The organism is Actinoallomurus sp. NPDC052308, from assembly GCF_040679195.1.
In the GTDB taxonomy this organism is placed as follows: domain Bacteria; phylum Actinomycetota; class Actinomycetes; order Streptosporangiales; family Streptosporangiaceae; genus Actinoallomurus; species Actinoallomurus liliacearum.
On the sequence record NZ_JBFAUM010000009.1, the window covers coordinates 186,966 to 211,478 of the forward strand.

Here is a 24,513-nt window from a genome sequence, read left to right on the forward strand (position 1 = left end):
TCCAGGTGTTCATCCGCTCACGCGCGGCCCCGCCCCGTACTTGATGGCGAGTTCGGTCCGGTTGGAACAGCCGGTCAGCCTGAGCACCTGGGTCAGGTGCTTCTTCACCGTGTCGACGCCGACGTAGAGGACCTGTGCGATCTCTTTGTTGGACTTCCCCTGGGCCACCAGCTCCGCGACGTCCCGCTGTCGCGGTGACAGGGTGGGCATGATCAGTGGTCCGGTCACCTCGGCCGTGTGGTGCCGGAACAGGTTGGTCAGATGCCGGTGAAGTTCCCGGGCGATCGCGAGGTCGCGCGGCCCGAAGGCGCCGGGCTCCTCGGCCAGCAGCCCGATGCCGGCACAGCCGCCGGCGGCGGTCATTCCGCCGGGCACCAGCGGAATCACGACTTTCGCGTGAATGCGATTACGGAAGAGGAAGGTCTCGAGGTAGCGGCGATGTGACGGGCCCATCGCTCCCGTGAGCTCATCGAGTGACATCGGACGCGGCCGGCTTTGCCGCACCCAGAAGTTGACGTCGACCAGCGGATCGTTGCGATGGAACTCTTCGACGTACGACGGCACCATCCGCGTGGCCCGGCCCGTAGTGACCGGAGCCTGGTCGGCGGTCAGCCCGGCGAAAGTCGGCGCGACGAAGAACGTCGTGGTGCGGTAGCCGAGGCGCCGGGCGAGCGACTCGGTCACGGCCTGCCGGAAATCCACAAGATTCCGCAGCCCTTCACAGTCACCGAGAAAGTCGAGGATTCGTCTCAGGTCGGAGCCGTCCAGCAATGATCCGGGATGACCGAACGACGCCGAAGCCAACGGCTCAGCGGACATACTCCGATTCTCGCATGCCTCCGAGACGAAGCGACTTCCACTTTTGGGCCATGGTCGGCCGGCGGATCGATCCGTAAGCTCCTTGCGACATCCGAGGTCACGCGTCCGATCACCGGCACGCGACAGGCCATCGGGTGATGGAAGAGCCGAAGCCGATGATCGAGCACAGGACGTAAAGGTGCCGCAGGACCCGTCTGCTTGGTATGACTTCACCGCCGCCGAGACCCTGGCGGCCGCCCTCCGAAAGGCGGCCGGCAACGTCACGGGTCTGGCCGGAACACGAGGTGCCAAGCTCATCTCAGAGCTCGGCTGCTGGGTCGGCACAGGGTACGAGCGCTGGAAGGACGACTTCAACAAACAGCAGTCGCAACTGTGCGACGACGCGAATCAACTCAACGCGTACGCCGCTCAGATAGACAATGCCAGCGCGCAGGCACGTGAGGTCAAGAACGGCACTCCCGCGCAGACGACCTCCCCGGGACCACCCGCCGACGCACCGCGCGCGAACAGCCACCCCGGCCAACCGGGCCAGCAGTCGGCCGTCCCCGAGAACCTCTACGCGTACGCCAAGGCGACGACGGACGAGAACGACAAGGTCAAGCCACAGATCAACGGCGCGCTGCTGAACGCCGTCAACGGGTACTTCACGATCCCGGCGGGTGCCTACCATCCGTTGACGGCGACCATTCCCGACCTGTACACCGGCGGCTCATCGCCGTTCATCACGCGGTTGTCCGGGCTGCTCACGACGGTCCGCACGACCGACGCGCACGTGCACGACGTCGGGAAGACCTTCGAGGACGCGAGCACGGGCTCGAACAGCACCTGGCCTCCGGGCGTCCTCGACGAGTTCCACCGGCGAGGCATCGATCCGCGCAGCGTCGCGACCGTGACGCTCGACGACGCGAGTTTCGACAAGGATCTCGCCGCGACGATCTCCGAAGAGGCCGGCACGGATCTGGCAACGAAGTTCAACAAGGAGGGCGCGACCTCCGAGCTACTCGAGGAACTGGCCAAGCACGTCAACGACCCGGCGTTCATGGCGGCCTTCCTGAACGGCCTCGACGAGGTGACCCTGAAGACATTGTTGGTCAAGCCATATCCGAAGGGTACGGCGCCGGGAACGACAGGCTTCAAGTCCTACGAGCAGCAACTGTTGCAGGGCATACTTGCCGCCGTCTCAAGCGGTGACCTAAGCCCTCAAGCGTGCAACTGGATCGTCGACGAGATGGGACTCGTCGACCTCAGCTACTTCAACGAGCATTTCTTCGACGGCCTCCAGAAGGATCCGAAGTCAGCGGTCACCTTCTTCGAGAGTCTCGACTCCGAGCATCTCCAGAAGCTGCTGAACGGCGGCTTCAGCCTCCGCAACTCCAACCGCGACCAGCGCCAGGAGTTGATCTTCGATATCCTGCTCAAGGGGGTCCAGACGCTGCATACCCCTGCCGAGGTCGCCGGCCTGCTGGACAAAGTCGGAACGGCGATGGACGGCGTCACCTCGGATCACCCGCAGGATGTGCAGAAGGCCGTCTCGGACTTCGTCTCGCAGTGCGTAATACAGATCATCACCGCTCCCTCCTCTTCGGCCGACATGGACTATCTCACCCTCTGGGGCGAGGGCTACGGTTCCGAATTCGGTGAGATGCTGCAGCCATTCTTGAAGTGGATGAAGAGCAGCGACCAGAAGATCGCGGACAATCAGGCGCTGGTCCAGAGCATCATCGAGAACATCGTGATCGGCGTTACGACGTCTCTCCTTCCTTCCCCGTCGACGCCGGTTCTGGCCAAGGTCTCCTATGCCGCGATATCGAGCGCCTTGGCAGCGTGGCTCCAGTCGGCCGCCCACCCGAATATTCCCTACGACCAGATTCCGATCATCGGCGGTCTGTTCACGGCGCCGAACGCGAACGCCGATGCCGTCGCTCTCGCCTACGTGGCGGAGCAGACCGCCGAGTTCCAGATGGTCGTCAGCCTCATACAGACCGGCCAAGTCGTCGGACCGAACGGGCCCGTCGACCTTTCGAGCAGCCAGAACATCATCGATGTGCTCAACAATCCGCTCAAGTATCACCTCAACGGACAATCCATCGAGGACGTACTGAACGGGTTCCGGTCGCGATACAAGGACCAAGTGCTCAACACCGTGACCCAATAGGAGATCACCGCTCTCGCGGACTCCCATCTCACCAACCTCACGAAGGGATTCGACAATGGCAGCAGGTACCGGTCGCGTCACCGTCGACGATGTCGCGGTCAACGCGAGCAAGACGCTGCTCAACATCTTGAACAGTCAGCTTCCGAACACCATCACCGCGCTGAACCGGGCGGGGACCGACCTGAGCAACCCGCAGCACTGGGACGGCGGCGACGCCATCAAGTTCCGCGGCGACATCTGGCCCAAGGTCCAGAACGACCTGAAGCAGATCCAGAGCGCGCTGACGGATCTGCAGCAGAGCGTGGACAAGGTGCTTGGCAACATCCTCACCGCCGGTGGCAGCTGACCTCCGTACCGGACCGGGTGCCGGCGACGCCGGGGCGCGCCGGCACCCTCACACGTTCGAAGGCTCCTGATGGCATGGCGAAAGAACCGCGCCGACCGCGGGCTCGGCGAGGACGTCGCGGGCTACCGTGACCTGGCCCCGGTGGGGCACGGTGGGTTCGGTGTGGTCTACCGGGCCTGGCAGGTCACCATGGGACGGCACGTCGCGCTCAAGGTCCTGTCGGTGCCGGCCGTCGACGACCGGATCCAACGCCGGGTCCTGCGCGAGTGCCGGCTCACCGGACTCCTCGCCGGTCACCCGAACGTCGTCACCGTGTACGACGCCGGTACGACCCGGTCCGGCCGTCCGTACATCGCGATGGAGTATTTCGAGAGGGGGTCGCTGAAGCAACGCCTCGACGCCGCCGGCCCGCTGCCGGTGGAGGAGGTGCTGCGGATCGGCGTGAAGATCGCGGGCGCCCTGGCCGCCGCCCACGAGTCCGGCGTACTGCACCGCGACGTCAAGCCGCAGAACATCCTCATCTCCCGCTACGGGGAGCCGGCGCTGGCCGACTTCGGCGTGGCCCGGCTCAGGAGCCGGTTGGACTCCTCCTCCGTGACGGACGCGTTGACGCCGCACCACACGGCCCCCGAAGTGCTGCACGGGGGACAGTCCACCGAATCGTCCGACGTGTACTCACTGGGATCGACCCTCTATGAAGTGCTCGCCGGCCGGCCGGCGTACCGGCGAAGCGGTGACGAGGGCATCGCGCCCGTACTGCTGCGCATGCTGAGTGAGGACCCGCCCGCCATCCCGCGTCCGGACGTTCCGACGGCGGTGCTCGACGCGATCCGCCAGGCGATGGCCAGGCAACCGCCGGACCGCTTTCCCACCTCGTCGGCGTTCGCGGCCGAGCTGCGGCGGATCCAGGCCGACCTGGCGCTGCCGGTCACCGACCTGCCGAATCGCTCCTTCGCGCCGGTGACCGACCCGCCGCGTGGCCCTCTCGGGCCGGTCCCGGACCCGCCTCATCGAACCCTCGACGAGGACGCGTCCGCGACCACCGGTCCGCCGACTCACCCGCGACCGGACCCGCCCGGAGACCGCGGCGGACCGGACACCGGTCCGCCCGGCGAAGTGACGCCGCAGGATCCCGACCTGTCCGAGACGATGCTGCGGCCCGGACGTGGCGCGTCCCGGGACGCCCCGGCCGGACCGAGGCGACGGCGGCGTGGGCGGTGGCTGGTCGCCGGGGCGGCCGCCCTGGCGCTCGGCTGCGCCGGCACGGTCCTGTACGTCGGCGGCCATACCGGCGAGGCACGACCATCGACGCCCGGCCCGTCACCACGGTCGTTGCGGACGGCGCCGTCCGCCAGTGCCCCGGCGGCCGTCGTCCAGGCCGCCCGCCCGACCAGGCTCACGGCGGTCGCCAATGACACCAGCGTGACGCTGCACTGGCGGCTCGGGTCGGCCGACGGGTTCCCGCTGTTCCTCCAGCAGGTGCCGGCCGGGAGCACCGGGCCACGGCCGCTGCGCGCCGGCACGACGACCACGACCGTGGTCCAACTGGATCCGAAGACCGGTTACTGCTTCCGAGTGGGCGCCGTGGTGGTGTTCGGGCAGCCGTCCGTCGTCGCCTGGTCGAAACCGGCCTGTATCCGCGGTGCCATACCGGTTCCCGAACCGACGAGGTGACGAACGGCCCCAAGCCGGTCATCGGCGCAGCACCCGTGGATGCAGGCGCCGGCCGAGCCGGCGGGCGGGACCGAGCGACGAGGCGATCATCTGCGCCACCGCGTCGCAGTGCTCCCATGCCTCGCGGGCCGCGACCTCCTCCGTGGGAGCCGGGCCGAAGCACGCCCGGTTCACGAGCGCGGCCAAGGGCAGCAGGTGCTCGGCGGCGGGCGGCCCGACCAGGTCGGCACCGGACCGCGCCACCTCCTCGGCGGTCAGGTTCGTGGCGTGAGCGAGCCCTACGGCGCCGAGCCGGTGCAACGTCTCCCGCCAGGCACCGACCACGCGTACGGCGGGTCGCGCCGCGCGTCGCCGGCGCCGCGAGCGCCAGTAGGGCGTGATGGTGACGAGCAGCAGGTAGCTCAGAGCGGCCAGGGCCGCGACGACCAGGATGGCTCTCGCGACGGCGGCCCACGGCCGGCCCCTGATGGTCCGTCCGCGCGTGGGGCCCGTGGCCTTCGGGACGGCCGGTGTCGTACGCCTGGGCGGGGCCGGCCGGGCGGCGGCGGCCTTCAGGTCCGCCGCGCGCCGCGCCGCCGACTCCCCCGCGGGCACGGCCGGGGCCCCGGCCTGGCCGGACGCCCGGTCGGGGGTCGGGTAGAACGGCACCCAGCCCAGATCCTTGAAGCCGACCTCCGGCCACACGAGCACGTCGCCCGCCCGCACCTGCCAGGTGCCGCCGCTTCCGGCGCCGGGGCGGAACCCGACGACCACCCGGCTGGGGAGCCCGAGCGTGCGGGCCATCACCGCGAACGCCGCGGCGAACTGCTCGGAGGTGCCCCGATGGCTCGTGGTGAGGAAGAACTCCAGGTTGCGGTAGGCGTGTCCGGGCGTGGCCTCGGCGTCGTAGACCTCGTTCGTACGCAGGTAGTCGGCCAGCCGCAGCGCCTGCTGGAACGGGAAGGTGCTGCCGGCCGTGGCCTGCCGGGCGAGCCGGCCCAGCGACTGCCGCTGCGGGATCGGCCGCCCCCGCGCGTCCCGCTCGGGCAGCGCGAGGTCCGCCGCCGCTCTGTCGTCGGCGACGGCCGCCCCCAGCCGGCGCTGAGCGTACTCCGGCACCTGCGAGACGACCCGGTAGCGAAGGCCCGGGTGCAGCGGCGCCCGCGCGAGGAGCGTGCCACTGGCCGCGTCCGCGTAGACCGCCGGGCCGCCGACCGACGCGGGCCGGTCCGCGGCGGGCAGCCAAAGGCCGCTCAGGCCTCCGATGGTGATGTCCTGGACTACCCGCCGTCGCACCGCCGGGCCGGATACGGGCGGTGGCACGCGGCCGCCGGTGGGGACCATGCGCTGCGACGGCGCCCAGACACGACCGTCATAACGGTCCAGAATCGCCAGCCGCCAGTTCTCCGGACTCGCCGCCCGCACGGTGAACAGCGGCGTCTCGGGGTTCTGCAGCCATGCCGAGACCTCGTCGAGCGGGTTCACGCCCACCCGTTCGTCCGGCGGCGGTACGGAGATGTGGCCGGCGTGGATCGTACGGCGCCCGGTGGGCGACCAGCGGCAGGTTCGGGCCGATCGCACCGGCGAGGAGGGCGAGCCCGACCAGTGCCGGCGCCCCGATGGCGAGGCTCGGCACGCGGGCGGACGCGCGAGCCCAGGCGGCCAGCGCCGCCAGGGCGACCACCCCGGAGGCGACGACGCGGTTGGAACCCGGACCGTCCGCCCCGAGCAGGAGCGCGACCGCGAGCACGCCGAGCGCCGGCACGATCGGGGCGGTCACCAGCCGGGTGCGCAGGGCGGTCTCGGCGGCGGCGAGGGCGCCGAGCCACACCACCGCGGACGCGAGAACGAGCACGTCCGGACGATCGGCCACCGGCAGGAGGGTCGTCAGCGTCACCTTCCACGAGTCGCGCAGCCCGCCGGCCATCTCCCGCAACGTCGCGGCGCTCGGCAGGAACCCGAACGCCGCGTGCGCCCGGAACAGCGTCGCGGACACGACGGGCGGGAAGCACCCCACGGCAAGGAGCAGAGAGGTCCACAAAGGCCAGGGCCGGCGCCGGGCGGCCAGGAGCAGGACGATGACGCTCGGCACCAGCACGGCGACGGCGACGACCGGGAGCAGCGCCCGCCAGCCGAAGACCCGGTGGAAGGCCAGGCCGGCCACGGCGACCGTGAGCGCGGACGGCAGCGCCGAGACGACCTGACGGCGCCGGGTCACCGCGCCGCCTCACGCTGCCAGGCCGCGATCACCGACGCGGCGTCCACCGCGTCCACGCAGGTCGCACCGGGGATGAGGGCGGTGCCCGGCGCGGCACCGAGCCGGACGACCACCGCCCGGTCGAAACGCCCGCGCAGACCGGCCAGCCCGACGAACTCGGCCGGCTCCGGCATACCGGTCACGACGATCAGCACGCCGCCCGCCGGCCCCCCGCGCAGCGCGTCGAGCGCCTCGGGGAGTGCCTCGACGGGGTCCGGCCGTACGAGGGCCAGCGCGTCGAGCAGCGTGGTCACGTCGTTCCGGCCGCCTCGGGTCCGCACCAGGGACCTCGAGCCGGCGAGGATCCGGACCGGGAAGCCGTGGCGGCCCGCGGCGACGGCGACCGACGCGGCCACGTCGACGGCGAGTTCGGCCAGGTCGTCCCCGCCCGAGTACACGTCCGGCCGGACGTCGAGGACGATGGTGGTGTGCGGCAGCCCGGCGTCGACGAACCGGCGGACCATCAGCCGCCCCGTACGCGCGCTGGACCGCCAGTGGACGTGACGCAGATCGTCGCCCCTGGCGTACTCGCGGAGCGCGTGGAACGTGACCGTGCCGCCGACCGCGTTGTCCGCGGTCGGCCCTTCGAGGTGACGGGACCGGCCCGACGGCAGCATGGGCAGCGGAAAGGTCCTCGGGCGAACGAGCAGCGTCCGGCCGTCGCCGTACACCGCGACCCGCCGGACCAGGCCCAGCGGATCGGAGCGGAGAAGCCGCAACGGCCCGACCGTCACCTCACCTCGCCGCCGGGTGGGGATCGCGTAGCTGACCGTCCGCCGTCCGCCGCGCGGCAGGGACGGAACGTCCACCGAGACGGTCCCGGCGCCGCAGACCTCGTCGGCGCGCAGTCCCCCCAGCTCGCGGCGGCCCACGTTGACCAGGGTGACCACGCCCACGGCGGGATCGCCGCGGGCCACCTTGAGCGGTGCGATCTCACGGTCCACCCGGAGCCGTGGCCGCGGTACCCCCCAGACCACGCAGGCGACGAGCAGGACCGCGCCCCCGGCGGCGACGATCCCGAGCTCGGCGTAACCGAGACCGCTCGCACACGCGTACGTGACGACGACGGCGGCCAGCGTGCCCCAGCCCCTCGGTGTCAGCATGACGACGGCCCGGCGGGTCAGCAGTGCCACAGCGGCGGGTCGGAGAACGCGCCGTAGTCACCGGCCGCCGACCGAGGCGTGTGGACGTAGAGGTCGCTGAGGTAGGCCGTCCCGCCGTTCCAGGTGATGCGGTCCCAGATGCGTCCGTGCACCGTCGAGTCGACCGGGTCGGTGACGCTCCCGCCGGTGACCTGGCAGATCACCGGGACGGTGGGCTGCCCGCCGGCCGTGATGGTGCCCACCGACGCCGAGCCCTGGTCGGGAGCGGCGCGGACGTTCAGCGGGAGCTTGGAGTTGTTGTAGACCTGGTACTGGCGAGTCGGATAGGCCAACGTCGTCGTCACCGACGCCGACCTCCCCGCGCCCGCCGCGTTCGAAGCGGTCAGCGTGAAGTCGTAGTCGCCGCCGGACGCGAGCCCGGTGACCGCGCGGGAGGTGCCCGTGAGCCCGCCGGCCGAACCGGAGCGCGCGCCGTTCCACGACAGGTCGTACGCCACGTCGGTGCCGGCCGCGTTGGCCGGCGGCTGCCACGCGAGATCCACCTCGCCTTCCTTCCGGCCGCGGACCGCGAGGCTTCGTGGCGCGCCCGGGGCGACGCACGGCCGTACCGCCTGGCTCGGCCGCGACGACACCCGCCGACCCGCGTACAGCGCCACGACGGTGAACCTGTACTCCGTGGCGCACCGTCCGCCGGTCACGTGGAAGGAGAACGGTCCGCCCGCCGGAGTCCGCGCCGGTTGCGCCGACCCGCCCGCCGGTGAACCGCGCAACTCGTACCCGACAGGGGTGCCGCTGCCGGCCGGGCTGAACGTGACGTCGACGTAGCCCGGTCCGGAGGTCGCCGTGACGGTGCCGGGTGGGCCGGCCGGCGCCTGCGCCGGAGGCGCGGGAGAGGGCGGAGAGACGGTCGGCGGCGCGGTGGCGGGCGGCGACCCGGTGGCGGGCTGGGACGCGGTGGCGGGCGGCGATCCACGACCGGCGGAGGGGCGGTCGGACGGCGCGCCCGGGTCGTACTTGCCGACGTGGTGCACCGCGCCGGACGAGCTCACGCTGACGGCCGTGGCACTGTTCTGGTCGTTGACCCACAGGAGACCGTCCCGTACGAAGGACTCCAGCGGGCCGCGACGGCCGCTGACCGGGATGCGGTCCTCGAACCGGGCCGCCGCCGCGTCGTAGACGATGAGGTCGCCCTTGGCCTGGTCCGGGATGTAGACCTTCTGGCCGAGTGCCTGGGGTACGCCGAGGTCGTCACCGCGGGTGTCGAGTCCCACGGTCGTGAGGGCACCGGTTCCCGTGTCCACCACCACGAGCGAGCCCTGCGAGCGCGCCACCATGGGGACGAGCACGCCATCGGTGTGAGCGGGCGCCAGCAGACCCCCGGGCGTCGTGTCCCGGCTGATCGGGGACGGCAGGTTCACCCGCAGTCCGCCACCGGAGGTCCCGATCACCGTCGTCGTCGCGGTGTGCGCGTCGGTCACCACCGGGACGCCCGCGGCGATGGTGAGCGTGAGCGGATCCTGCGGGTTCCCGGCCTTGGCCGGCGTACCCGGCCGATCACCCCGGATCGGCACGAGTTCTCCCCGCGCCGGAACGGGAACCCACAGGGTCCCCTGCCCGTCGATGGCGGCCTCGCCCAGCGGCGCCGTCAGGGTCAGCGGCCGTCCGATCGTGGACAGCGTCACCGGGTCGATGCGCTGCACGGTGCCCTGGACCGGGTCGACGACGTAGGAGGTCCGCGCGTCGGCCACGACCCGGATGCCCGCCGCTCCGAACGATCGCGACTGCGTGACGCTCAGCTGACCGGGATCGATGCGGCTCACGAGACCGGTGACCTCGTCCACCACGAGCACCGTCGGACCGTCCTGGATGACGCGCATCGGATGGCCGTTCGACGCGGTGAGCCGGACCCGGCCGTCCACCTTTCCGGACAGGCCGTTCGCGTGGACGACCTCGCCCTTTTTCGAACTCCCCAGCCAGGCGCCGACGTCGGACAGGCGTGGCACGGCACCGCGCATTCCGGCGCCCCACGCGATCGACGCCGCCCCAAGGACACCGATCACCGTGACCGCGACATAACCGGTCAGTCGCCCCCCGCGGAGACGCGGCCTCCGGAACACGCGAGAGACGGCATCGCGGCACCGTCGCTCGAACGACCTCGCGGATGCCGCGGCCTCGTCGTCCCGATGCCCGCGATTCCAGAATTCGAGTCGGCGGATCCTTGGCACCGTTGCTCTTTCCTGCTTAGGAACAGGGCGGTGAGAAGCGCTGTCAGTGAGCGCAGCAGGATCCTACGAAGGAGCCTCCGAAAAGTCCCTTCCACTTTGGTGGAAACCTTCCGGACCCGACAGTGGCGGCGGTGCCCCCCGGTAGCGCAGGCCGGCGACGATCGACGAGCTTCTACGCTGGCCGGGAGGAGGCGATTCCATGGCATCCATTCCGAGCAACCCCGAATCGGTGTTCACCTACGGCGCGCCACTGCTGAAGTTCGGCCCCGGCGCGTCCGCCGAGATCGGATTCGATCTGACCCAGTACGGCGCGCGCCGGGTCCTGCTCGTCACCGATCCGGGCGTCGCCGCCACCGGCGCCCCGCAGCGGATCGCCGACCAGATGAAGGCGTACGGGATCGAGGCGCAGGTGTTCGACGGCGTGCGCGTCGAACCCACCGACGCCGGTCTGCGCCAGGCCGTCGAGCGGGCCCGCGACTCCGGCCCCTGGGACGCCTACGTCGCGGTCGGCGGCGGATCCAGCATCGACACCGCGAAGGCGATCAACCTGCTGACGACCAACGAGGGCGAACTGGCGGACTACCTGAACCCGCCGATCGGCGCCGGACGGGCTCCGGCCAGGCCGTTGCTGCCCCTGATCGCCGTGCCCACGACGACCGGTACCGGCGCCGAGAGCACGACGGTCTGCGTGCTCGACGTGCTCGAGCTGAAGGTCAAGACCGGGATCAGCCATCCCCGGCTGCGGCCTGCCCTCGCGGTGGTCGATCCCGATCTGACGACGACCCAGCCGGCGGGCGTCACCGCGTCGGCGGGCATGGACATCGTCTGTCACGCCCTGGAGAGCTACACCGCCAAGCCGTACACCTCCTTCGAGCGGAAGTCCCCCGAGCAGCGGGTGCCGTACTGCGGCGCCAACCCGGTCGCCGACATGTGGTCCGAACGCGCGCTGACCCTGATCGCCCGGTCGTTCCGGACCGCCGTACAGGACGGTGACGACGCCCAGGCCCGGGGCGACATGGCGCTGGCCGCGACGTTCGCCGGGCTCGGGTTCGGCGACGCCGGCGTTCACATCCCGCACGCCGGCGCCTATCCGATCGCCGGGCGGGTCCGGGAGTTCCGGCCCGCCGGTTACCCGGACGGACAGCCGTTGATCCCGCACGGCATGGCGGTGGCGCTGACGGCGCCGGAGGCGTTCCGGTTCACCTTCGAGGCCTGCCCGGAGCGGCACGTACGCGCGGCGGAGCTGCTCGCCCCGGAGATGGAACGGCCCGCCGACGCGGCCGAGCACCTTCCGAGGGCGCTGCTGAGCCTCATGCGGGACATCGGGATGCCCGACGGGATCGGCGGGGCCGGTTACACCGAGGCCGACGTTCCGGCCCTCGTCGAGGGGGCCGCGAAACAGCGCCGCCTGCTGGACATGGCGCCCCGGCCGGTGACGGACGAGGACCTCGCGCAGATCTTCACCCGTTCCCTGACCCTGTGGTGACGTGGGGAGGCTGCCAGCACAGCACCGGGGCGAGGCCGCGGAGCATGGCGGAGGCCGGGATCAGCCGCATCAGGCGGTCGCGCAGCGCCCGGCCGGGCGCCGAGGTGGACTGTGCCAGGACGCCGATGCGGCGGGACCGTTCGGCGATCATCTGGGTGCGCGGCCGGCGATCCCGGTCGTAGGCGGCCAGCGCCGCGGGAACCGTGGGGTGGGCGTCCAGCAGCGCGGCCAGGGTCACGGCGTCTTCCAGAGCCTGGTTGGCTCCTTGGCCCAGGTTCGGGGTCATCGCGTGCGCGGCGTCGCCGAGCAGCGCGACCCGCCCTGTGGCGTAGGACCGCAGCGGCGGCAGTTCGTAGATGTCGTGGCGTGTCACCGCGTCCTCGGCGGCGGCCTCCAGCAGGGCCGGGATCGGGTCGTGCCAGTGTGCGAACCGACGGCGCAGCTCCGCGAGTTCCCCATCGGCGCCGCGCTGCCCGGCGGGAACGCTCGCGACACCGAACAGATAGGTCCGCCCGCCCGGGAGCGGACTGATCCCGACGCGTTCGCCGCGTCCCCAGGTCTCGCCGCCGGCCGACGGCGGGCCGGTCTCCACCACCAGCCGCCACGCGGTGTATCCCGCGTAGCGGGGCGCGGCGGCCTGTGGCCAGATCGACCGCCGCACGGTGCTGTTGATGCCGTCGGCGCCGATCAGCAGGTCGGCGTGGGACACGCCTTGAGTGTGCTCGACCCGCACCCGTGGCCCGTCGGTGTCGACGGCCGTCACCGTGGCTCCGGTGCGCAGGGCGGCCGCGGGGACGGCTCGGCGCAGGGTGTCCAGCAGGTCCGCACGGTGGATCATCACCACGGGCCCGTAGCGACGCTCCAGTTCGGCGGTGTCGGTGCGCGACAGCCAGCGCCCCGAGACATCGCGGATGCCGGCCTGGGTCTCGGGCAGCGCGTACTCGCGCACTGAGGCTCCCACTCCCAGCGCCTCCAGCGCCCGTACGCCGTTGGGCCACAGCGACAGGCCGGCCCCCACCTCACCGAACTCGGCCGCCCGCTCCAGCACCTGCACCCGCCAACCACGCCCGATCAGGGCCAGGGCGGCCGCGAGTCCACCGATTCCGCCACCGGCCACGATCGCGCTGCGCACCGCCGTGCTCGGATCCGGCATCTCGTTCTCCATTCCCTCTCCTCTACATCTGTAGTGGACGACGCACACTCTACACTTGTAGAGACCGATGAACTCAGGCGGAGCGAGACGTGACCGACACCACGACACGACGGCAGCAGATGGCGGACGCGGCGATCACGACCCTGGCCCAGGCAGGTATGCGCGGGCTGACCCATCGCGCGGTGGACCAGACGGCCGACCTTCCGGAGGGGTCCTGTTCGTACTACTTCCGCACGCGTCAGGCGCTGCTGCAGGCGACGGTCGAACGCCTCGTCGAGGTGGACACCGCCGACCTCGCCGCGCGGCCCGCGGTCCTGGGGCAGAGCGCGGTCCCGGCCGAAATCGCCGAAGCCGCCGCCGACGTCGTCCGCCACTGGACGACCTCCGCGGGCGAACGCATGCGGGCCCGCTACGAACTCATGCTGGAGGCCGGACGCCGACCCGAACTCCAGGCCGCCCTGGACCGGGCCCGTGACCATTACCACCGGCTGGCGGAGAACACCCTCGCCGCCGCGGGCGCCACCGATCCGGCGACCCAGGCCCCGTTGTTCATCGCCTGCCTGGACGGACTGGTGTTCCGCCATTTGACCGGCGCGGACCGCCTCCCCGCCTCACCCGAAACGCTGAACCGGACCCTTCTCGACCTGCTCCACGGCTTCACCCGCCGGCCCGGCTCGGCGACGTGACTGCCGGCGCCACCACTACCGAAATTTAAATCAAACGATTGACTTACCGTCTTACGGGGGGTTCACTGGCGACATCAACCGACTCCGACAGAAGGGTTCACTGTGAGTCAGGTCGATGAGCAAAGGCCGAGCTATCCGCTGCCTCGTCCGACGGCCCTGGAGCCCCCGGTGGAATGGGCGACCTTGCGACGGGAGTGCCCGGTGGCGCGCGTCACGATGCCCAGCGGAGACGAGATGTCGCTGCTCACCCGGTACGCGGACGTCAAGCAGGTGCTGTCCGATCCGCGGTTCGGCCGTCGGCTCAACGCGCCCGGCGCCGCCCGGATCACCGACACCGAGTCCGGCGGACTCTTCAACAACGAGATGGCCAACACGCTCCCGCAGGGAGGGCAAGAGCACCTGAGATGGCGGCGGCTGGTGAGCCGGTGGTTCACCGCCAAGCGGATGACGGCGACGCGACCGCGGATCGAGGCCATGGCCGGCCGGCTCGTCGACGCGATGGTGGAGGAGGGACAGCCGGCGGATCTCAAGGCGGGCCTGGCGTTCCCGCTGCCGGTGTGGGTGATCTGCGACCTCCTCGGTGTCCCCGAGTCGGACCGGGACCGATTCGCCCGCTGGTCGGACACCATGCTCAACCTGACCCGCTACACCGACGACCAGATGAGGGTCGCGCAAGCGGAGTTCAACGAGTACATGGCGGGCCACATCACCGCGCGCCGGGCCGAGCCCGGCGATGACCTGCTCAGCCGGCTCATCGTCGCGACCGACGCCGAGGGCCGCGGGCTCACCGAGGCGGAACTGGTGGCCACCGGCCAGGGCCTGCTGGTCGCCGGGCACGAGACCACCGCGAACATGATCGCCAAGATGGTGGCCATGCTGCTCGCCGACCGACGGCGCTGGGAGCGGCTGCTGGCCGACCGGTCCCTGATCCGTACCGCGGTCGAGGAGGCGCTGCGGTTCGACAGCAATCTCGGACTCGGCATGGTCCGCTACATCGACCAGGACGTCGAGATCGGCGACACGCTCGTCACCGACGGCACCACCGTTTTGTGCGACATGGCCGCGGCCAACCGGGATGAGACCGCCTTCGAGCGGGCCGACGAGATGGACCTGGCCCGCAGCCCGAACCCGCACCTGGCCTTCGGCAGCGGGGCGCACTCCTGCCTCGGGCAGGCGCTGGCCCGCACCGAACTGCAGATCGTGCTCGGCGTGCTGCTCGACCGCCTGCCGTCCCTGGACCTCGCCGTCGAGGCCGAGAATCTCCAGCGAATCGAGGGGCTGGTCGTCGGCGGGCTGCGCGGCCTGCCGGTCCGATGGTGAGGAGCCGACCATGGCGGGCGGAACGGTACGGGCCGAACGGGTGCTCGCGACGCGCGAGGCGATCCTGGCCGCGGCGGAGCGGCTGTTCGCCGAGCACGGGCTGATCGCCGTGTCCAACCGCCAGATCAGCGAGGCCGCCGGCCAGGGCAACACGGCCGCGGTCGGCTATCACTTCGGCACCAAGACCGAGCTGATCCGCGCGATCGTCCGCAGGCACACCGACGACATCGAGCGGATCCGCTCCCGGATGGTGGCCGAGGCCGTCGGCTCCACGAACGCACGAGATTGGGTCGATTGCCTGGTACGTCCGAACATCGAACATCTGGCCTCGCTGGGCAGCCCCAGCTGGTTCGCGCGGTTCGGGGCGCAGGTGATGACCGACCCCGAACTGCGCGCCGTCATGGCCGAGGACTCGCTCAGCCGGCCGATGCTGCGCCAGGCCGTGGACGGGCTGAACCGGTGCATTCCCGAACTGCCGCCCGAGGTGCGCGCCGAGCGCGACGAGATGATCCGCCAGCTGCTCGTGCACATGACCGCCGAACGCGAACGCGCACTCGCGGACGGCACGCCCACCGCCCGGTCGAGCTGGCAGGACGCGGCGACCGGGCTGACCGACGCGATCGTCGGGCTGCTGCTCGCCCCGGTCACGCCGGCCCGCGACGACTCGAAGGAGAACGACGATGAGAGTGTCCGTTGACCAGGACAAGTGCTGCAGCGCCGGCAACTGCGTCCTGCTCGCGCCGGAGGTGTTCGACCAGCGGGACGAGGACGGGATCGTCGTCCTGCTCGACGAGCGGCCCGCCGAGCGCATGCACGCCGCGGTCCGTGAGGCCGCCGACATCTGCCCCGCCGGCGCGATCCTGCTGAGCGAGCCGCGATGACCGCGCCGCGATGAGCGATCCGCGATGAGCGATCCGGCTGAGCGAGCCGACTGAGCGAGCCGCGACGACCGGGCCGCGACGACCGAGCGACCAGAGAACCGGAAGGGAGAAGCGATGACCAGCGCATTGCAGCAGTCCGGCCCGGAGTCGGCCGAGATCCCCGAGTACCCGATGGCCCGGGCGGCGGGCTGCCCGTTCGATCCGCCCCCGGACCTGATGGCCCAACAGCGGCGGGGCCCGCTGACCAGGGTCCGGTTGGAGGACGGCAGCACCTCGTGGCTCGTGACCCGCTACGCCGACCAGCGGACGCTGCTGGCCGACCCGCGGATCAGCTCCGACGCCGAACGCCCCGGCTATCCGCGATCGGCGCCGATCCAACCGGGCGGTCCGAAGATCGGCTTCATCCTGATGGACGATCCCGAGCACGCCCGCCTGCGCCGGATGGTGACCGCCCCGTTCGCCATCAAGCGGGTCGAGGCCATGCGTCCGATGGTGCAGAGGATCGTGGACGACCTGATCGACGAGATGCTGGCCGGCCCGAAGCCGGTGGACCTGGTGGAGGCGTTCGCCCTGCCCGTGCCCTCCCTGGTCATCTGCCGGCTGCTCGGCGTACCGTACGCCGACCACGACTTCTTCCAGGCCAACAGCAAGACCATCATCAAGCGGACCGCGACGCCGGAGCATCGAGCGGCGGCGAGCAAGAACCTCCGCGACTACCTGGACCGCCTGGTGGGCGAGAAGATCGACGACCCCGGCGACGACCTGCTGTCCCGGCTGACCGAGCGGATCACGTCCGGCGAGCTGACCCGGCAGGACGCCTCGGCGATCGGCGTGCTCCTGCTGATCGCCGGACACGAGACCACCGCGAACATGATCGCCTTGGGCACCCTCGCGCTGCTGGAGCACCCCGACCAGCTCGCCCTGCTGCGCGACACCGACGACCCGAAGCTCGTCGCCTCGGCGGTCGAGGAACTGCTGCGCTACCTCCACATCACGCACAACGGACGGCGTCGGGTCGCGTTGGAGGACATCGAGATCGCCGGGCAGACCATCCGCGCCGGCGAGGGCGTCATCCTGCCCAACGACATCGGCAACCGCGACCCCGACGTCTTCGAGGACCCCGACCGGCTGGACCTCCGGCGTGGCGCACGCCACCACGTCGCGTTCGGCTTCGGCGTGCACCAGTGCCTCGGCCAGCCGCTGGCCCGGATGGAGCTTCAGGTCGTCTACGGCACCCTCTACAAGCGCATCCCGACTCTCCGGCTCGCCGCCGGCCTGGAGCAGATCCCGTTCAAGCACGACGGATCCGTCTACGGCGTCTACGAACTCCCCGTCTCCTGGTGATCCACGACGCCCCCGCTCACGGCGTCGGGCGGACGGGCCGTCATCGCGGGGCCTGACGCACGACGATGCCGCCGGCGCCCGGGCGGACGCCGAACAGGTCGGTGAGCCGGTCGACGTCGCGCTGTCGCCGGTCCGCCTCGGCGTGGTCGCCGGCGCGGACGAGCCGGACCAGATGGGTGCAGAGGGCCGGCGCGAGCATGCCGACGCCTGGGCGTTCTCGGTTCCGCCGGGGACGCCCAGTGTCTGTTTTGGGGCGGTTCGGCGATCCCCGTCGTTCGGTGGGTCTCTGGGTAACGGGCGTCTCGCCTTCGCGATCGCGTCATGATTCTCATCGCGCTGGTTCGCGGGCAGGCGGGTCAGGAATGTGTGAAACGGGGGGTGGCAGTGCGGGATCGGCTTCTCGGGGGTCGTTACCGGTTGGTGCGGCAGCTCGGTGAGGGCGGCATGGGGCAGGTATGGGAGGCGCAGGACGAAACGCTGGGCCGGCGCGTCGCGGTCAAGGTGATCTCCCTGCTCGCCGGTGGCGGAGGCCGCGGCGACGAGGCACGCGCCAGGTTCCTGCGCGAGGCACGGATCACCGCCCGGCTGCAGCACCCCAACATCGTGACCGTCCACGACCTCGGCGAGACCGGCACCGAGGGCGACAGGGTTCCGTTCCTGGTGATGGAACTGGTCCGAGGCGAAGGCCTGGACGCGATCCGGCGCCGAGGCGCCGTCACCCTGCCGGAGGCCGCCCGCTGGGGCGCGCAGATCTGCGACGCGCTCGCTGACGCGCACAACGCCGGAATCATGCACCGGGACATCAAGCCGTCCAACATCCTCATCACGCCTTCGGGCATCGTGAAGGTCCTCGACTTCGGCGTCGCGCGGGCGGCCGACCCCTACGCGACTGCGGACCGCATCACCCAGACCGGCTTCATCGTGGGCACGCCCCCGTACATGGCCCCCGAACAGGCACGTGGCCTCCCGGAACCGCGCAGCGACCTGTACGCACTCGGCTGCCTGCTCTTCGAGCTGATCACCGGCCGGCTGCCCTTCCAGGCCCCCGACACCGTGGGCTACCTCTCGGCCCACCTCACCCAGGAACCCCCCGCCCCCAGCTCGGTCGCCCCGGACACCCCACCCGCCTGGAACGACCTCGTCCTCACCCTGCTGCACAAGGACCCCACCCAGCGGTACCCGAACGCCACCGACCTCGCCCAGGCACTACGCCGACTCGACCACGCACCCGAGCCCCGACCCCCGGCACACGACGGAACCCGGCCCTTCACAACCCCAGGCACGACGCCGCTCCCACCCGTGGTCTCCGCCCCCGGGCCCAACAGCGTCCCCCCGGCATCCATGACCACCCCGGCACGCCTTGGCGGCACGGTCGACCTGTCCAAGAGACAGGCCATCAGCCTGCAGAAGGGCGACGGGGGCACGCTGACCGCGGTGCGGATGGTGCTCGGCTGGCAGGCGGCTCCTCGCCGCGGGCTGTTCGGTTCCCGCACAGGGGCGATCGACCTCGACGCCTCGGCTGTCCTGTTCGCCGACGAGCAGCCGGTGGACGTCGTCTTCTTCCACCACCTGGTCAGCGACGACGGCTCGGTGCGCCACACGGGCGACGACCTGGTGGGCGGCGACGACGAGGCCATCCTGGTCGACCTACAGCGGGTGCCGGCGCACATCAACCAGATCATCTTCACGGTGAGCTCCTTCACCGGCCAGACCTTCGCCGAGGTACAGAACACGTTCTGTCGGCTGGTGGACGAGACCAACGGCCAGGAGCTGGCGCGCTACACCCTCACCGGCGGCGGGCAGCACACCGGGCAGATCATGGCCAAGGTGCAGCGCGCCGGCTCCGGCTGGCAGATGAAGGCCGTGGGCGAGCCGGCCAACGGCCGCACCTTCCAGGACCTGATGCCGCACATCCTGCCGCACCTGTGAGCAGCTGAACCCGTCGGCCTGGTAGGCGCACTCGCGCCGACCCGGCGAACGGGGGAGGCTCCGGCCGGGGCCTCCGGGGGCATCGTGATCGGGCTGTAGCGGCGGGGCGATGAGGAAGAGGCCGCCGAGTGCTGTCCTTCCGGGTCATAGAGACACTAGTGTCTTTCTAGTATCCGGAAGCGACGATGGGCTCGAGGACATGAATGGCGTGACCGATGCGGCCGAGGCGGGCCCGCGCTCGCAGGTCTTCCTGCTGACCGCCGGCTCGGTGATCGGCGTGATGGTGCTGGGGATGGCCCTGGTGGTCGGGCTGGGCGGGCTCAACGATCCGAGCACACCCAAGATGCCGAAGCTGCCGGCGATACCGACGCTTCCCTCCGGCTACCCCACGACCCTGCCGTCCAACTTCCCTACGAACTTTCCCACGAACTTGCCGACCGGCCTCCCCACGAACTTCCCGACCAACTACCCCACGAACTTGCCGACCAACTTCCCCACGAGCTTCCCGACCGCCGCGTCGGCCAAGATTCCGCACGCCGAGCCGGGCTCGGCCGTGGTCCCCGGCGGTGTCCGGTGATCGCCGCGCCACCCGCGACGGCGCGGGCCCCCAAGGTCGTCCTGCTGGCGCGCATCCGCGACGACGTGCAGGCGCGGGCGAGGGCGCTGCTGGTCGCCCGGCTGATGATCGCCGTGTACCTGCTCGAGCTGCTGCTCAACCTCACGCGGCCGCACGTGATGCCCGGCGAGCCGGCGCTCTCGATCTTCATGGAGATGCCGAAGACCACCGGACGGATACTCAAGGAGAGTCTCAACAACAACGGGCTGTACGACGGTTACAACCGGATGATGGCCACGCCGCGCCTGATCTTCTGGGCCGTGCTCGCGGGCATCGTGATCGGCGTCCTGGTCCAGGTGTTCGGGACGATCACCCGAGCCGAGGGGCGTCGCGCGGTCGCCCTGACCTGGGTGACCCTGACGGCCGTGATCGGCCCGTTCTCCCTGCTCACTTTCTCGACGCTGCTGAGCTACCCGCTGGTCGCGCTGGCCTGCGTGCCCGCCACCGCCGCCGCGCTGACACTGCTGCACTTCTGCCAGCGCTTCGCCAGGCTGCCGTTGTCCACGCTGCTGGCAGCGTTCGGCTGGGGCGCACTGATCGTGTACGGGGCCGGCCGCGTCTACACCGGGCTGGGGATCACGACCGTCTACGGCTACATGTTCAAGGGATACCTCAACGCCGACGGCACCATCGCAGATCAGCGCTCTCTCACCGACCTCAATGCCGTCTGGGGGTCGATCGCGAAGTTCTACCGGATCACGGACCTGATGGCGGTGCACTGGGGTGTGGCGAACGCGCTGGTGGTGGCGGCCGGTGTCGTCCTGGCGCTGCTGCTCCTGCGGCACAGGGTCACCGACGCCCTGACCGGCCTGATCATCGGCGCCGCCATCGGGCTCGGCGACAACTTCGTCGAGAGCACCGTCTTCATCAAGGTCTACGGCTCGTTCGGCTCGTCCCTCGGCTCCACGTTCGGCTTCGAGTTCTGGCTCCGGCAGGTCGTCACGCTCTTCGGCGGGACCGTCGCGTGGGGCGCGCTGCTCGGCGCGGGGTTCGGCCTCGCCGCCCAGATGCGGCGCGGCGGCCTGCCCGGTCCGCCGGCGGCGCGTCGCAGGCTCGTCGTCGCGACGTCCTTCGCGACCGCGATCGGCGGCGCGGCGTCCTACGAGATCCTCGCGTCCTGGCTCTCACATCTGACCGCCGACAGCGTTGACGCCGGAACCACCTTCGACACGCTGGTGGTCTCCCCGGGGCTCTGGCTGCTCCCGCAGTCGCCGTTCATCTTCCTCGCCGTGCTGATGCTGATCGCCGGGCGGCGTGCGCGGGCCTCGGCCGCGTACGCCGCAGTGTCCGCCGAGGCCGCGGCCGGCGGGGCGATCTCCCCGCCGGAGGTGCCCTTCCTGGCTGATCCGGCCCTGCGCTGGTGGGCGGTGGTGAACACCTGGAGGTGGTACGGCCGCGCGGCGGCGGTGGCGCTGCTCCGCCTTCAGTCGGCCCAGCTCGACCTGGCGGGATGGCGGTTCGAACGGCAACAGGCCGATCCAGGCGAGACCCCGGCCGATCGCGAGGAGGGTGATCGTTTGCGCGCGAAGGTGTTGCGACTCAAGGCGGGCGCCGCACCGATCCGGACGGCGGCCGCGTCATGACCTCCCGCCGGCTCGGCCGTACGGCCCTTCTCGTCCTGGCGGCGGCCTTCCTGGCCGCGCTCACGCCGCCGCTGACGGCACGGCCCGCCTCGGCCTGCATCGTCAGCTACGACTACCGTCCGAACATCAAGGTCGACTACAAGAATCCGGGCTCGGGCCTCGGAAAGCCTTGCAGAGACGACACCTCGTACGCCGGCGTCACCTTCGTCGTCGCCCTGGCCATCGCCGCCCTCGGCATCGCCGGAGTGCGCACCGTACGGCGCGGCACGGCGCTCACCGCCACGCCCGCCCCGGACCAGGCCGGCGCCCGGCGCGCGATCCTCACCGGCTACCTCCGAGCCGCCGTCGTCTGGCCGCCCTCGCCGAACCCCGCCGCCCCGCCGTATCCCGGCCCCGGCGGCCCCGGCCCGGCCGGTCAGCACCCCGCCCCTGGCGCCGTGCCCTACTCAGGTCTCGGCGCGCCGTACCGGGGCCCCGACATGCTGCCTCCGGCCGTGCCACCCCCGCCCCCCATGCCCGGCTACGTCAACCCGCCGCCTCCCGGTCCGGGCGGCCGGCACCAGGGCGGCCCTGCCGCACCACCTTCCAACAGCGAACGGACCGAAGACCGATGACCAGCCGCCCCGTTCGATGGCGACACCTCGCCGCGGTCGCGGCGGTCGCCGCCGCCTTCGTCTCGGCAGCGCCCGGGGCGCTCGCGTCATCGGCCACCGCCGGTACGGTCGCGCTGGGGGAGCGTGCCGATCAGGACGCCGGCGAGATCGTGCAGCGGATCGACGCGGACCTCAAGAACAACGATTTCGATGCGGCCGGCAAGGAGATCGCCGCTCTGCGACAGCTGGCGTTCAACGCGCGCACCGCCGTGGAGCACGACCCCTCGGCCACGAACCGGAACGCCGCGAGCGCCCTGCAGAACCTGGCCGACCAGCAAAGCCGCCGGGTGATAGATGCGAAGATCGACAATGCGCTCCAGCAGCCGACCGGTAGCAAGCAACAGGGCGAACGCTACTGGGAAGCCGTCGTCGCGAACTGGATCCGCCCCCAGGTCACCGCGTTCAACGAGAAGTTCCGCGAGTCGCCGCTGGACAGGTATCACCGACAGCAGCAGGGCGACGGAAAGAACCGTGACGCCGAGATCGACATCGAGACCGCGACGGCCGTCATCGAGGTGACCGCCGGCGAGGGCTCCGGCAAATCCACCCAGATCCTGGGCACGGACAAGCGCGAGGGTCTGGTGAGAAACCCGCTGGCCAATCCGAGCGGGAAGCCCGTCATCGTGTTCGCCCCCAAAGGTCTGAAGGACCAACTGGCCGCCAAATTCCAGAAGGCCGGCATCAAGGTCGTCAGTGACCGGCTCGCGCTCCTTGACGAGCTGGCCGCCGTGAACACGGCGGCGGAAGACGCCAAAAAGAAGAAACAGCAAGAGCGCCGCGCCAACCTGGGACTGAAGTGCCCTCCAGGACACGCCGGCATCCTGGACGGTGTAGCGGGCGTGGCACCGGCGGCGGTGTCGGCCGCCGGCCCGTGCGGCGGCAACGACGGACTCTCCAGCGCCCTCGAGTCCAAGGACCTGGGCGGCGTCGACTTCTCCACCCTGCAGATGCAGTACCTGTCCGACCCTGGGTCCGGTGGCGTGAAGTACTCCTTCTCCGCGCGCCCGGCGGCACCCGGCCTCGAACAGAGCCCTCTCACCGGCCTGGACATCGCCGCGACCAGCACCGCGGACCTGCGGACCTGGCTGGTTCTGGACCCGAGCAAGTTCTGGGTCAACCTCAACCCCACGCAGCCGGACAAGATCGTTGACCCCCAGCTCGGCCAGACCAACGCGGGCCGTGCGCTGCTCGAGGCCGACTTCGCGATGAAGCGCACGTCGAGCAGGCTGCTCGACCCGAACACCGCCTTCGGCGCGCGCTATTGGCGGGCCTTCGGGAAGTCCGGCAGCTCCTGCTACACCTCGCGCTTCTGGATCGTCCCGGGCGACGTCCAGGTCCGCGAGGCCGGCTCGTCCCTCTACATCCTCAAGGCGACGCTCGCGGTCAAGGCCCAGTCCATGCACATCGACGGCCTGTCGCGACCCTGCCACTCCAGCCCGGAGAGCGACGCCCGCAACGAACGCCTCGAACAGACGATGGTGGTGCCGAAGGTCGCGGAGGCCCTCAACACCCTGCCGGAGTACGCGCCCATCCGCCGCGCCTTCCTCGCCCGGGTCATCGCGCAGTGGATCCGAAAGCGGCACCAGGAGGGGCATCCCACCTCCTTCGACAAGCTGGTCGACTCCGGGGACCTCGGTCCCGCCAAGCTCCAGGGCGGCTGGCGGCCCAAGCAGGTGTTCGACAGCTACGTCCACTCGATCCAGGACGGCGAGTTCACCTACCACCAGACCGGCAAGGGCGGCTCCATTACGGAGATCAAGCTCGGCGGCGTCGACTTCAAGAACGTCGGCTCCACGGCGATCAGCGCCGCACAGATGGACCGGGAGCATCCCCGGCTGACGCAGACCGTGCGGGCGTCCGGCGCCCGTCCGGCCGCCGCACCGGACGGCACCATCTGGCTGGGTCAGTCGGACCCCGCGCCGGATCCCGGTCCGCTGGCCCGCTTGAGCAACGCGATGCGGTCCCTCGTCAGCAGCCGCACGGCGATCGCGGTCGTCCTGGTCGTCGCGTTGATCGTGGCCACCTTCGGAATCCGTACCGGAGCGGGTCGCAGGCGCCCGCAGGCATGAGCCCGGACCATGCCCGCCGACGCGACCACGCCTACCGGCGGGTGCGACGCCCTCATCGCACCGTGGACGAGCGGCGGGCCGGCCCCTCGTACGGCCCGCTCCGATCGGACAACACGCCAGATCGTTTCCAGGCATCACTACTACCCGTGTAGTAGGTTGTCTGACAGTAGGCGAGCGGATGCGGAGAGGTGCGGTTTCCCGCGCAGTGGTGTGACCACTGACCGGTAGCTCCGGC

General features: G+C 71.0%; 21 protein-coding genes. 14 read left to right on the forward strand and 7 right to left on the reverse strand.

Translation table 11 applies throughout. The annotated features are described in order from the left end of the window. Window positions 1-9: 9 nt before the first annotated feature. A complete protein-coding gene (locus AB0L00_RS23320) occupies window positions 10-684 on the reverse strand; it encodes a helix-turn-helix transcriptional regulator (protein WP_364437762.1) in 675 nt (224 codons plus the stop codon). Window positions 685-997: 313 nt separating this feature from the next. Between AB0L00_RS23320 and AB0L00_RS23325 the strand changes: the two genes are divergently transcribed. The 3 genes from AB0L00_RS23325 to AB0L00_RS23335 all read left to right on the forward strand — a co-directional run bounded on the left by AB0L00_RS23325 (window position 998) and on the right by AB0L00_RS23335 (window position 4,994). After that, window positions 998-2,974, forward strand: coding sequence for a hypothetical protein (locus AB0L00_RS23325; protein ID WP_364437765.1), 1,977 nt, complete (start codon window positions 998-1,000; stop codon window positions 2,972-2,974). A 55-nt stretch (window positions 2,975-3,029) separates the two neighbouring features. After that, window positions 3,030-3,320, forward strand: a complete 291-nt coding sequence (locus tag AB0L00_RS23330; protein WP_364437768.1) for a hypothetical protein — start codon at window positions 3,030-3,032, stop codon at window positions 3,318-3,320. A gap of 69 nt (window positions 3,321-3,389) precedes the next feature. After that, the gene (locus AB0L00_RS23335) at window positions 3,390-4,994 is read left to right on the forward strand and encodes a serine/threonine-protein kinase (protein WP_364437771.1); all 1,605 of its coding nucleotides are present in this window, start codon (window positions 3,390-3,392) and stop codon (window positions 4,992-4,994) included. An 18-nt stretch (window positions 4,995-5,012) separates the two neighbouring features. Here the strand turns inward: AB0L00_RS23335 and AB0L00_RS23340 are convergent, their stop codons facing one another. The 4 genes from AB0L00_RS23340 to AB0L00_RS23355 are packed head-to-tail and all read right to left on the reverse strand — an operon-like array spanning window position 5,013 to window position 10,393. Continuing rightward, complete coding sequence (locus tag AB0L00_RS23340; protein ID WP_364437773.1) at window positions 5,013-6,458, reverse strand: DUF3488 and transglutaminase-like domain-containing protein; 1,446 nt, start codon at window positions 6,456-6,458, stop codon at window positions 5,013-5,015. Continuing rightward, window positions 6,346-7,191 carry a hypothetical protein gene (locus tag AB0L00_RS23345; protein ID WP_364437776.1) on the reverse strand — a complete coding sequence of 282 codons (846 nt, stop codon included), beginning with the start codon at window positions 7,189-7,191 and terminating at the stop codon, window positions 6,346-6,348. Before AB0L00_RS23345 ends, AB0L00_RS23340 begins: the two co-directional genes overlap by 113 nt. Further along, window positions 7,188-8,363, reverse strand: a complete 1,176-nt coding sequence (locus AB0L00_RS23350) for a DUF58 domain-containing protein (RefSeq protein ID WP_364437779.1) — start codon at window positions 8,361-8,363, stop codon at window positions 7,188-7,190. Before AB0L00_RS23350 ends, AB0L00_RS23345 begins: the two co-directional genes overlap by 4 nt. Then, on the reverse strand, window positions 8,351-10,393 hold the full coding sequence (locus tag AB0L00_RS23355) for a hypothetical protein (RefSeq protein ID WP_364437781.1): 2,043 nt from the start codon (window positions 10,391-10,393) through the stop codon (window positions 8,351-8,353). Before AB0L00_RS23355 ends, AB0L00_RS23350 begins: the two co-directional genes overlap by 13 nt. Before the next feature lie 364 nt (window positions 10,394-10,757). Between AB0L00_RS23355 and AB0L00_RS23360 the strand changes: the two genes are divergently transcribed. Continuing rightward, the gene (locus tag AB0L00_RS23360) at window positions 10,758-12,044 is read left to right on the forward strand and encodes a hydroxyacid-oxoacid transhydrogenase (RefSeq protein ID WP_364437784.1); all 1,287 of its coding nucleotides are present in this window, start codon (window positions 10,758-10,760) and stop codon (window positions 12,042-12,044) included. Here AB0L00_RS23360 and AB0L00_RS23365 read toward each other — a convergent pair. Next, window positions 12,019-13,209, reverse strand: a complete 1,191-nt coding sequence (locus AB0L00_RS23365) for an FAD-dependent monooxygenase (RefSeq protein WP_364437787.1) — start codon at window positions 13,207-13,209, stop codon at window positions 12,019-12,021. The genes AB0L00_RS23360 and AB0L00_RS23365 overlap by 26 nt on opposite strands. A gap of 77 nt (window positions 13,210-13,286) precedes the next feature. Here AB0L00_RS23365 and AB0L00_RS23370 point away from each other — a divergent pair, with 77 nt between their 5' ends. From AB0L00_RS23370 to AB0L00_RS23390, 5 genes are all read left to right on the forward strand, one after another. Then, window positions 13,287-13,883 carry a TetR/AcrR family transcriptional regulator gene (locus AB0L00_RS23370; RefSeq protein ID WP_364437790.1) on the forward strand — a complete coding sequence of 199 codons (597 nt, stop codon included), beginning with the start codon at window positions 13,287-13,289 and terminating at the stop codon, window positions 13,881-13,883. A gap of 201 nt (window positions 13,884-14,084) precedes the next feature. Continuing rightward, window positions 14,085-15,203: a cytochrome P450 gene (locus AB0L00_RS23375; protein ID WP_364437793.1), complete on the forward strand. Its 1,119-nt coding sequence runs from the start codon at window positions 14,085-14,087 to the stop codon at window positions 15,201-15,203. 10 nt (window positions 15,204-15,213) lie between these two features. Beyond that, window positions 15,214-15,900 (forward strand): TetR/AcrR family transcriptional regulator, encoded by a 687-nt coding sequence (locus tag AB0L00_RS23380; RefSeq protein ID WP_364437796.1) that lies wholly within the window; start codon window positions 15,214-15,216, stop codon window positions 15,898-15,900. Then, complete coding sequence (locus AB0L00_RS23385; protein WP_364437798.1) at window positions 15,884-16,084, forward strand: ferredoxin; 201 nt, start codon at window positions 15,884-15,886, stop codon at window positions 16,082-16,084. The genes AB0L00_RS23380 and AB0L00_RS23385 overlap by 17 nt, the downstream gene beginning before the upstream one ends. Before the next feature lie 114 nt (window positions 16,085-16,198). Continuing rightward, window positions 16,199-17,428 carry a cytochrome P450 gene (locus AB0L00_RS23390; RefSeq protein WP_364437801.1) on the forward strand — a complete coding sequence of 410 codons (1,230 nt, stop codon included), beginning with the start codon at window positions 16,199-16,201 and terminating at the stop codon, window positions 17,426-17,428. Window positions 17,429-17,468: 40 nt separating this feature from the next. Here the strand turns inward: AB0L00_RS23390 and AB0L00_RS23395 are convergent, their stop codons facing one another. Then, window positions 17,469-17,627, reverse strand: coding sequence for a hypothetical protein (locus AB0L00_RS23395; RefSeq protein ID WP_364437803.1), 159 nt, complete (start codon window positions 17,625-17,627; stop codon window positions 17,469-17,471). 122 nt (window positions 17,628-17,749) lie between these two features. On the opposite strand from AB0L00_RS23395, the gene AB0L00_RS23400 reads away from it, so the two are divergent. The 5 genes from AB0L00_RS23400 to AB0L00_RS23420 all read left to right on the forward strand — a co-directional run bounded on the left by AB0L00_RS23400 (window position 17,750) and on the right by AB0L00_RS23420 (window position 24,278). Next, entirely contained in the window at window positions 17,750-19,357 is a 1,608-nt protein-coding gene (locus tag AB0L00_RS23400) for a TerD family protein (protein ID WP_364437806.1), read from the forward strand. A gap of 208 nt (window positions 19,358-19,565) precedes the next feature. Next, window positions 19,566-19,934, forward strand: a complete 369-nt coding sequence (locus AB0L00_RS23405) for a PT domain-containing protein (RefSeq protein ID WP_364437809.1) — start codon at window positions 19,566-19,568, stop codon at window positions 19,932-19,934. Next, window positions 19,931-21,556 (forward strand): PrsW family glutamic-type intramembrane protease, encoded by a 1,626-nt coding sequence (locus tag AB0L00_RS23410; RefSeq protein ID WP_364437811.1) that lies wholly within the window; start codon window positions 19,931-19,933, stop codon window positions 21,554-21,556. The genes AB0L00_RS23405 and AB0L00_RS23410 overlap by 4 nt, the downstream gene beginning before the upstream one ends. After that, a complete protein-coding gene (locus tag AB0L00_RS23415) occupies window positions 21,553-22,170 on the forward strand; it encodes a hypothetical protein (protein WP_364437813.1) in 618 nt (205 codons plus the stop codon). Before AB0L00_RS23410 ends, AB0L00_RS23415 begins: the two co-directional genes overlap by 4 nt. Then, window positions 22,167-24,278 (forward strand): hypothetical protein, encoded by a 2,112-nt coding sequence (locus tag AB0L00_RS23420; RefSeq protein ID WP_364437816.1) that lies wholly within the window; start codon window positions 22,167-22,169, stop codon window positions 24,276-24,278. Before AB0L00_RS23415 ends, AB0L00_RS23420 begins: the two co-directional genes overlap by 4 nt. The last annotated feature ends 235 nt before the right edge of the window (window positions 24,279-24,513 follow it).

Bases quoted from the DNA above. Each gene is read 5' to 3' on its own strand.
- AB0L00_RS23330 (WP_364437768.1), top strand. From the start codon at position 3,030: ATGGCAGCAGGTACCGGTCGCGTCACCGTCGACGATGTCGCGGTCAAC.
- AB0L00_RS23335 (WP_364437771.1), top strand. From the start codon at position 3,390: ATGGCATGGCGAAAGAACCGCGCCGACCGCGGGCTCGGCGAGGACGTC.
- AB0L00_RS23360 (WP_364437784.1), top strand. From the start codon at position 10,758: ATGGCATCCATTCCGAGCAACCCCGAATCGGTGTTCACCTACGGCGCG.
- AB0L00_RS23365 (WP_364437787.1), bottom strand. From the start codon at position 13,209: ATGGAGAACGAGATGCCGGATCCGAGCACGGCGGTGCGCAGCGCGATC.
- AB0L00_RS23380 (WP_364437796.1), top strand. From the start codon at position 15,214: ATGGCGGGCGGAACGGTACGGGCCGAACGGGTGCTCGCGACGCGCGAG.
- AB0L00_RS23385 (WP_364437798.1), top strand. From the start codon at position 15,884: ATGAGAGTGTCCGTTGACCAGGACAAGTGCTGCAGCGCCGGCAACTGC.
- AB0L00_RS23390 (WP_364437801.1), top strand. From the start codon at position 16,199: ATGACCAGCGCATTGCAGCAGTCCGGCCCGGAGTCGGCCGAGATCCCC.
- AB0L00_RS23395 (WP_364437803.1), bottom strand. From the start codon at position 17,627: ATGCTCGCGCCGGCCCTCTGCACCCATCTGGTCCGGCTCGTCCGCGCC.
- AB0L00_RS23400 (WP_364437806.1), top strand. From the start codon at position 17,750: ATGATTCTCATCGCGCTGGTTCGCGGGCAGGCGGGTCAGGAATGTGTG.
- AB0L00_RS23415 (WP_364437813.1), top strand. From the start codon at position 21,553: ATGACCTCCCGCCGGCTCGGCCGTACGGCCCTTCTCGTCCTGGCGGCG.
- AB0L00_RS23420 (WP_364437816.1), top strand. From the start codon at position 22,167: ATGACCAGCCGCCCCGTTCGATGGCGACACCTCGCCGCGGTCGCGGCG.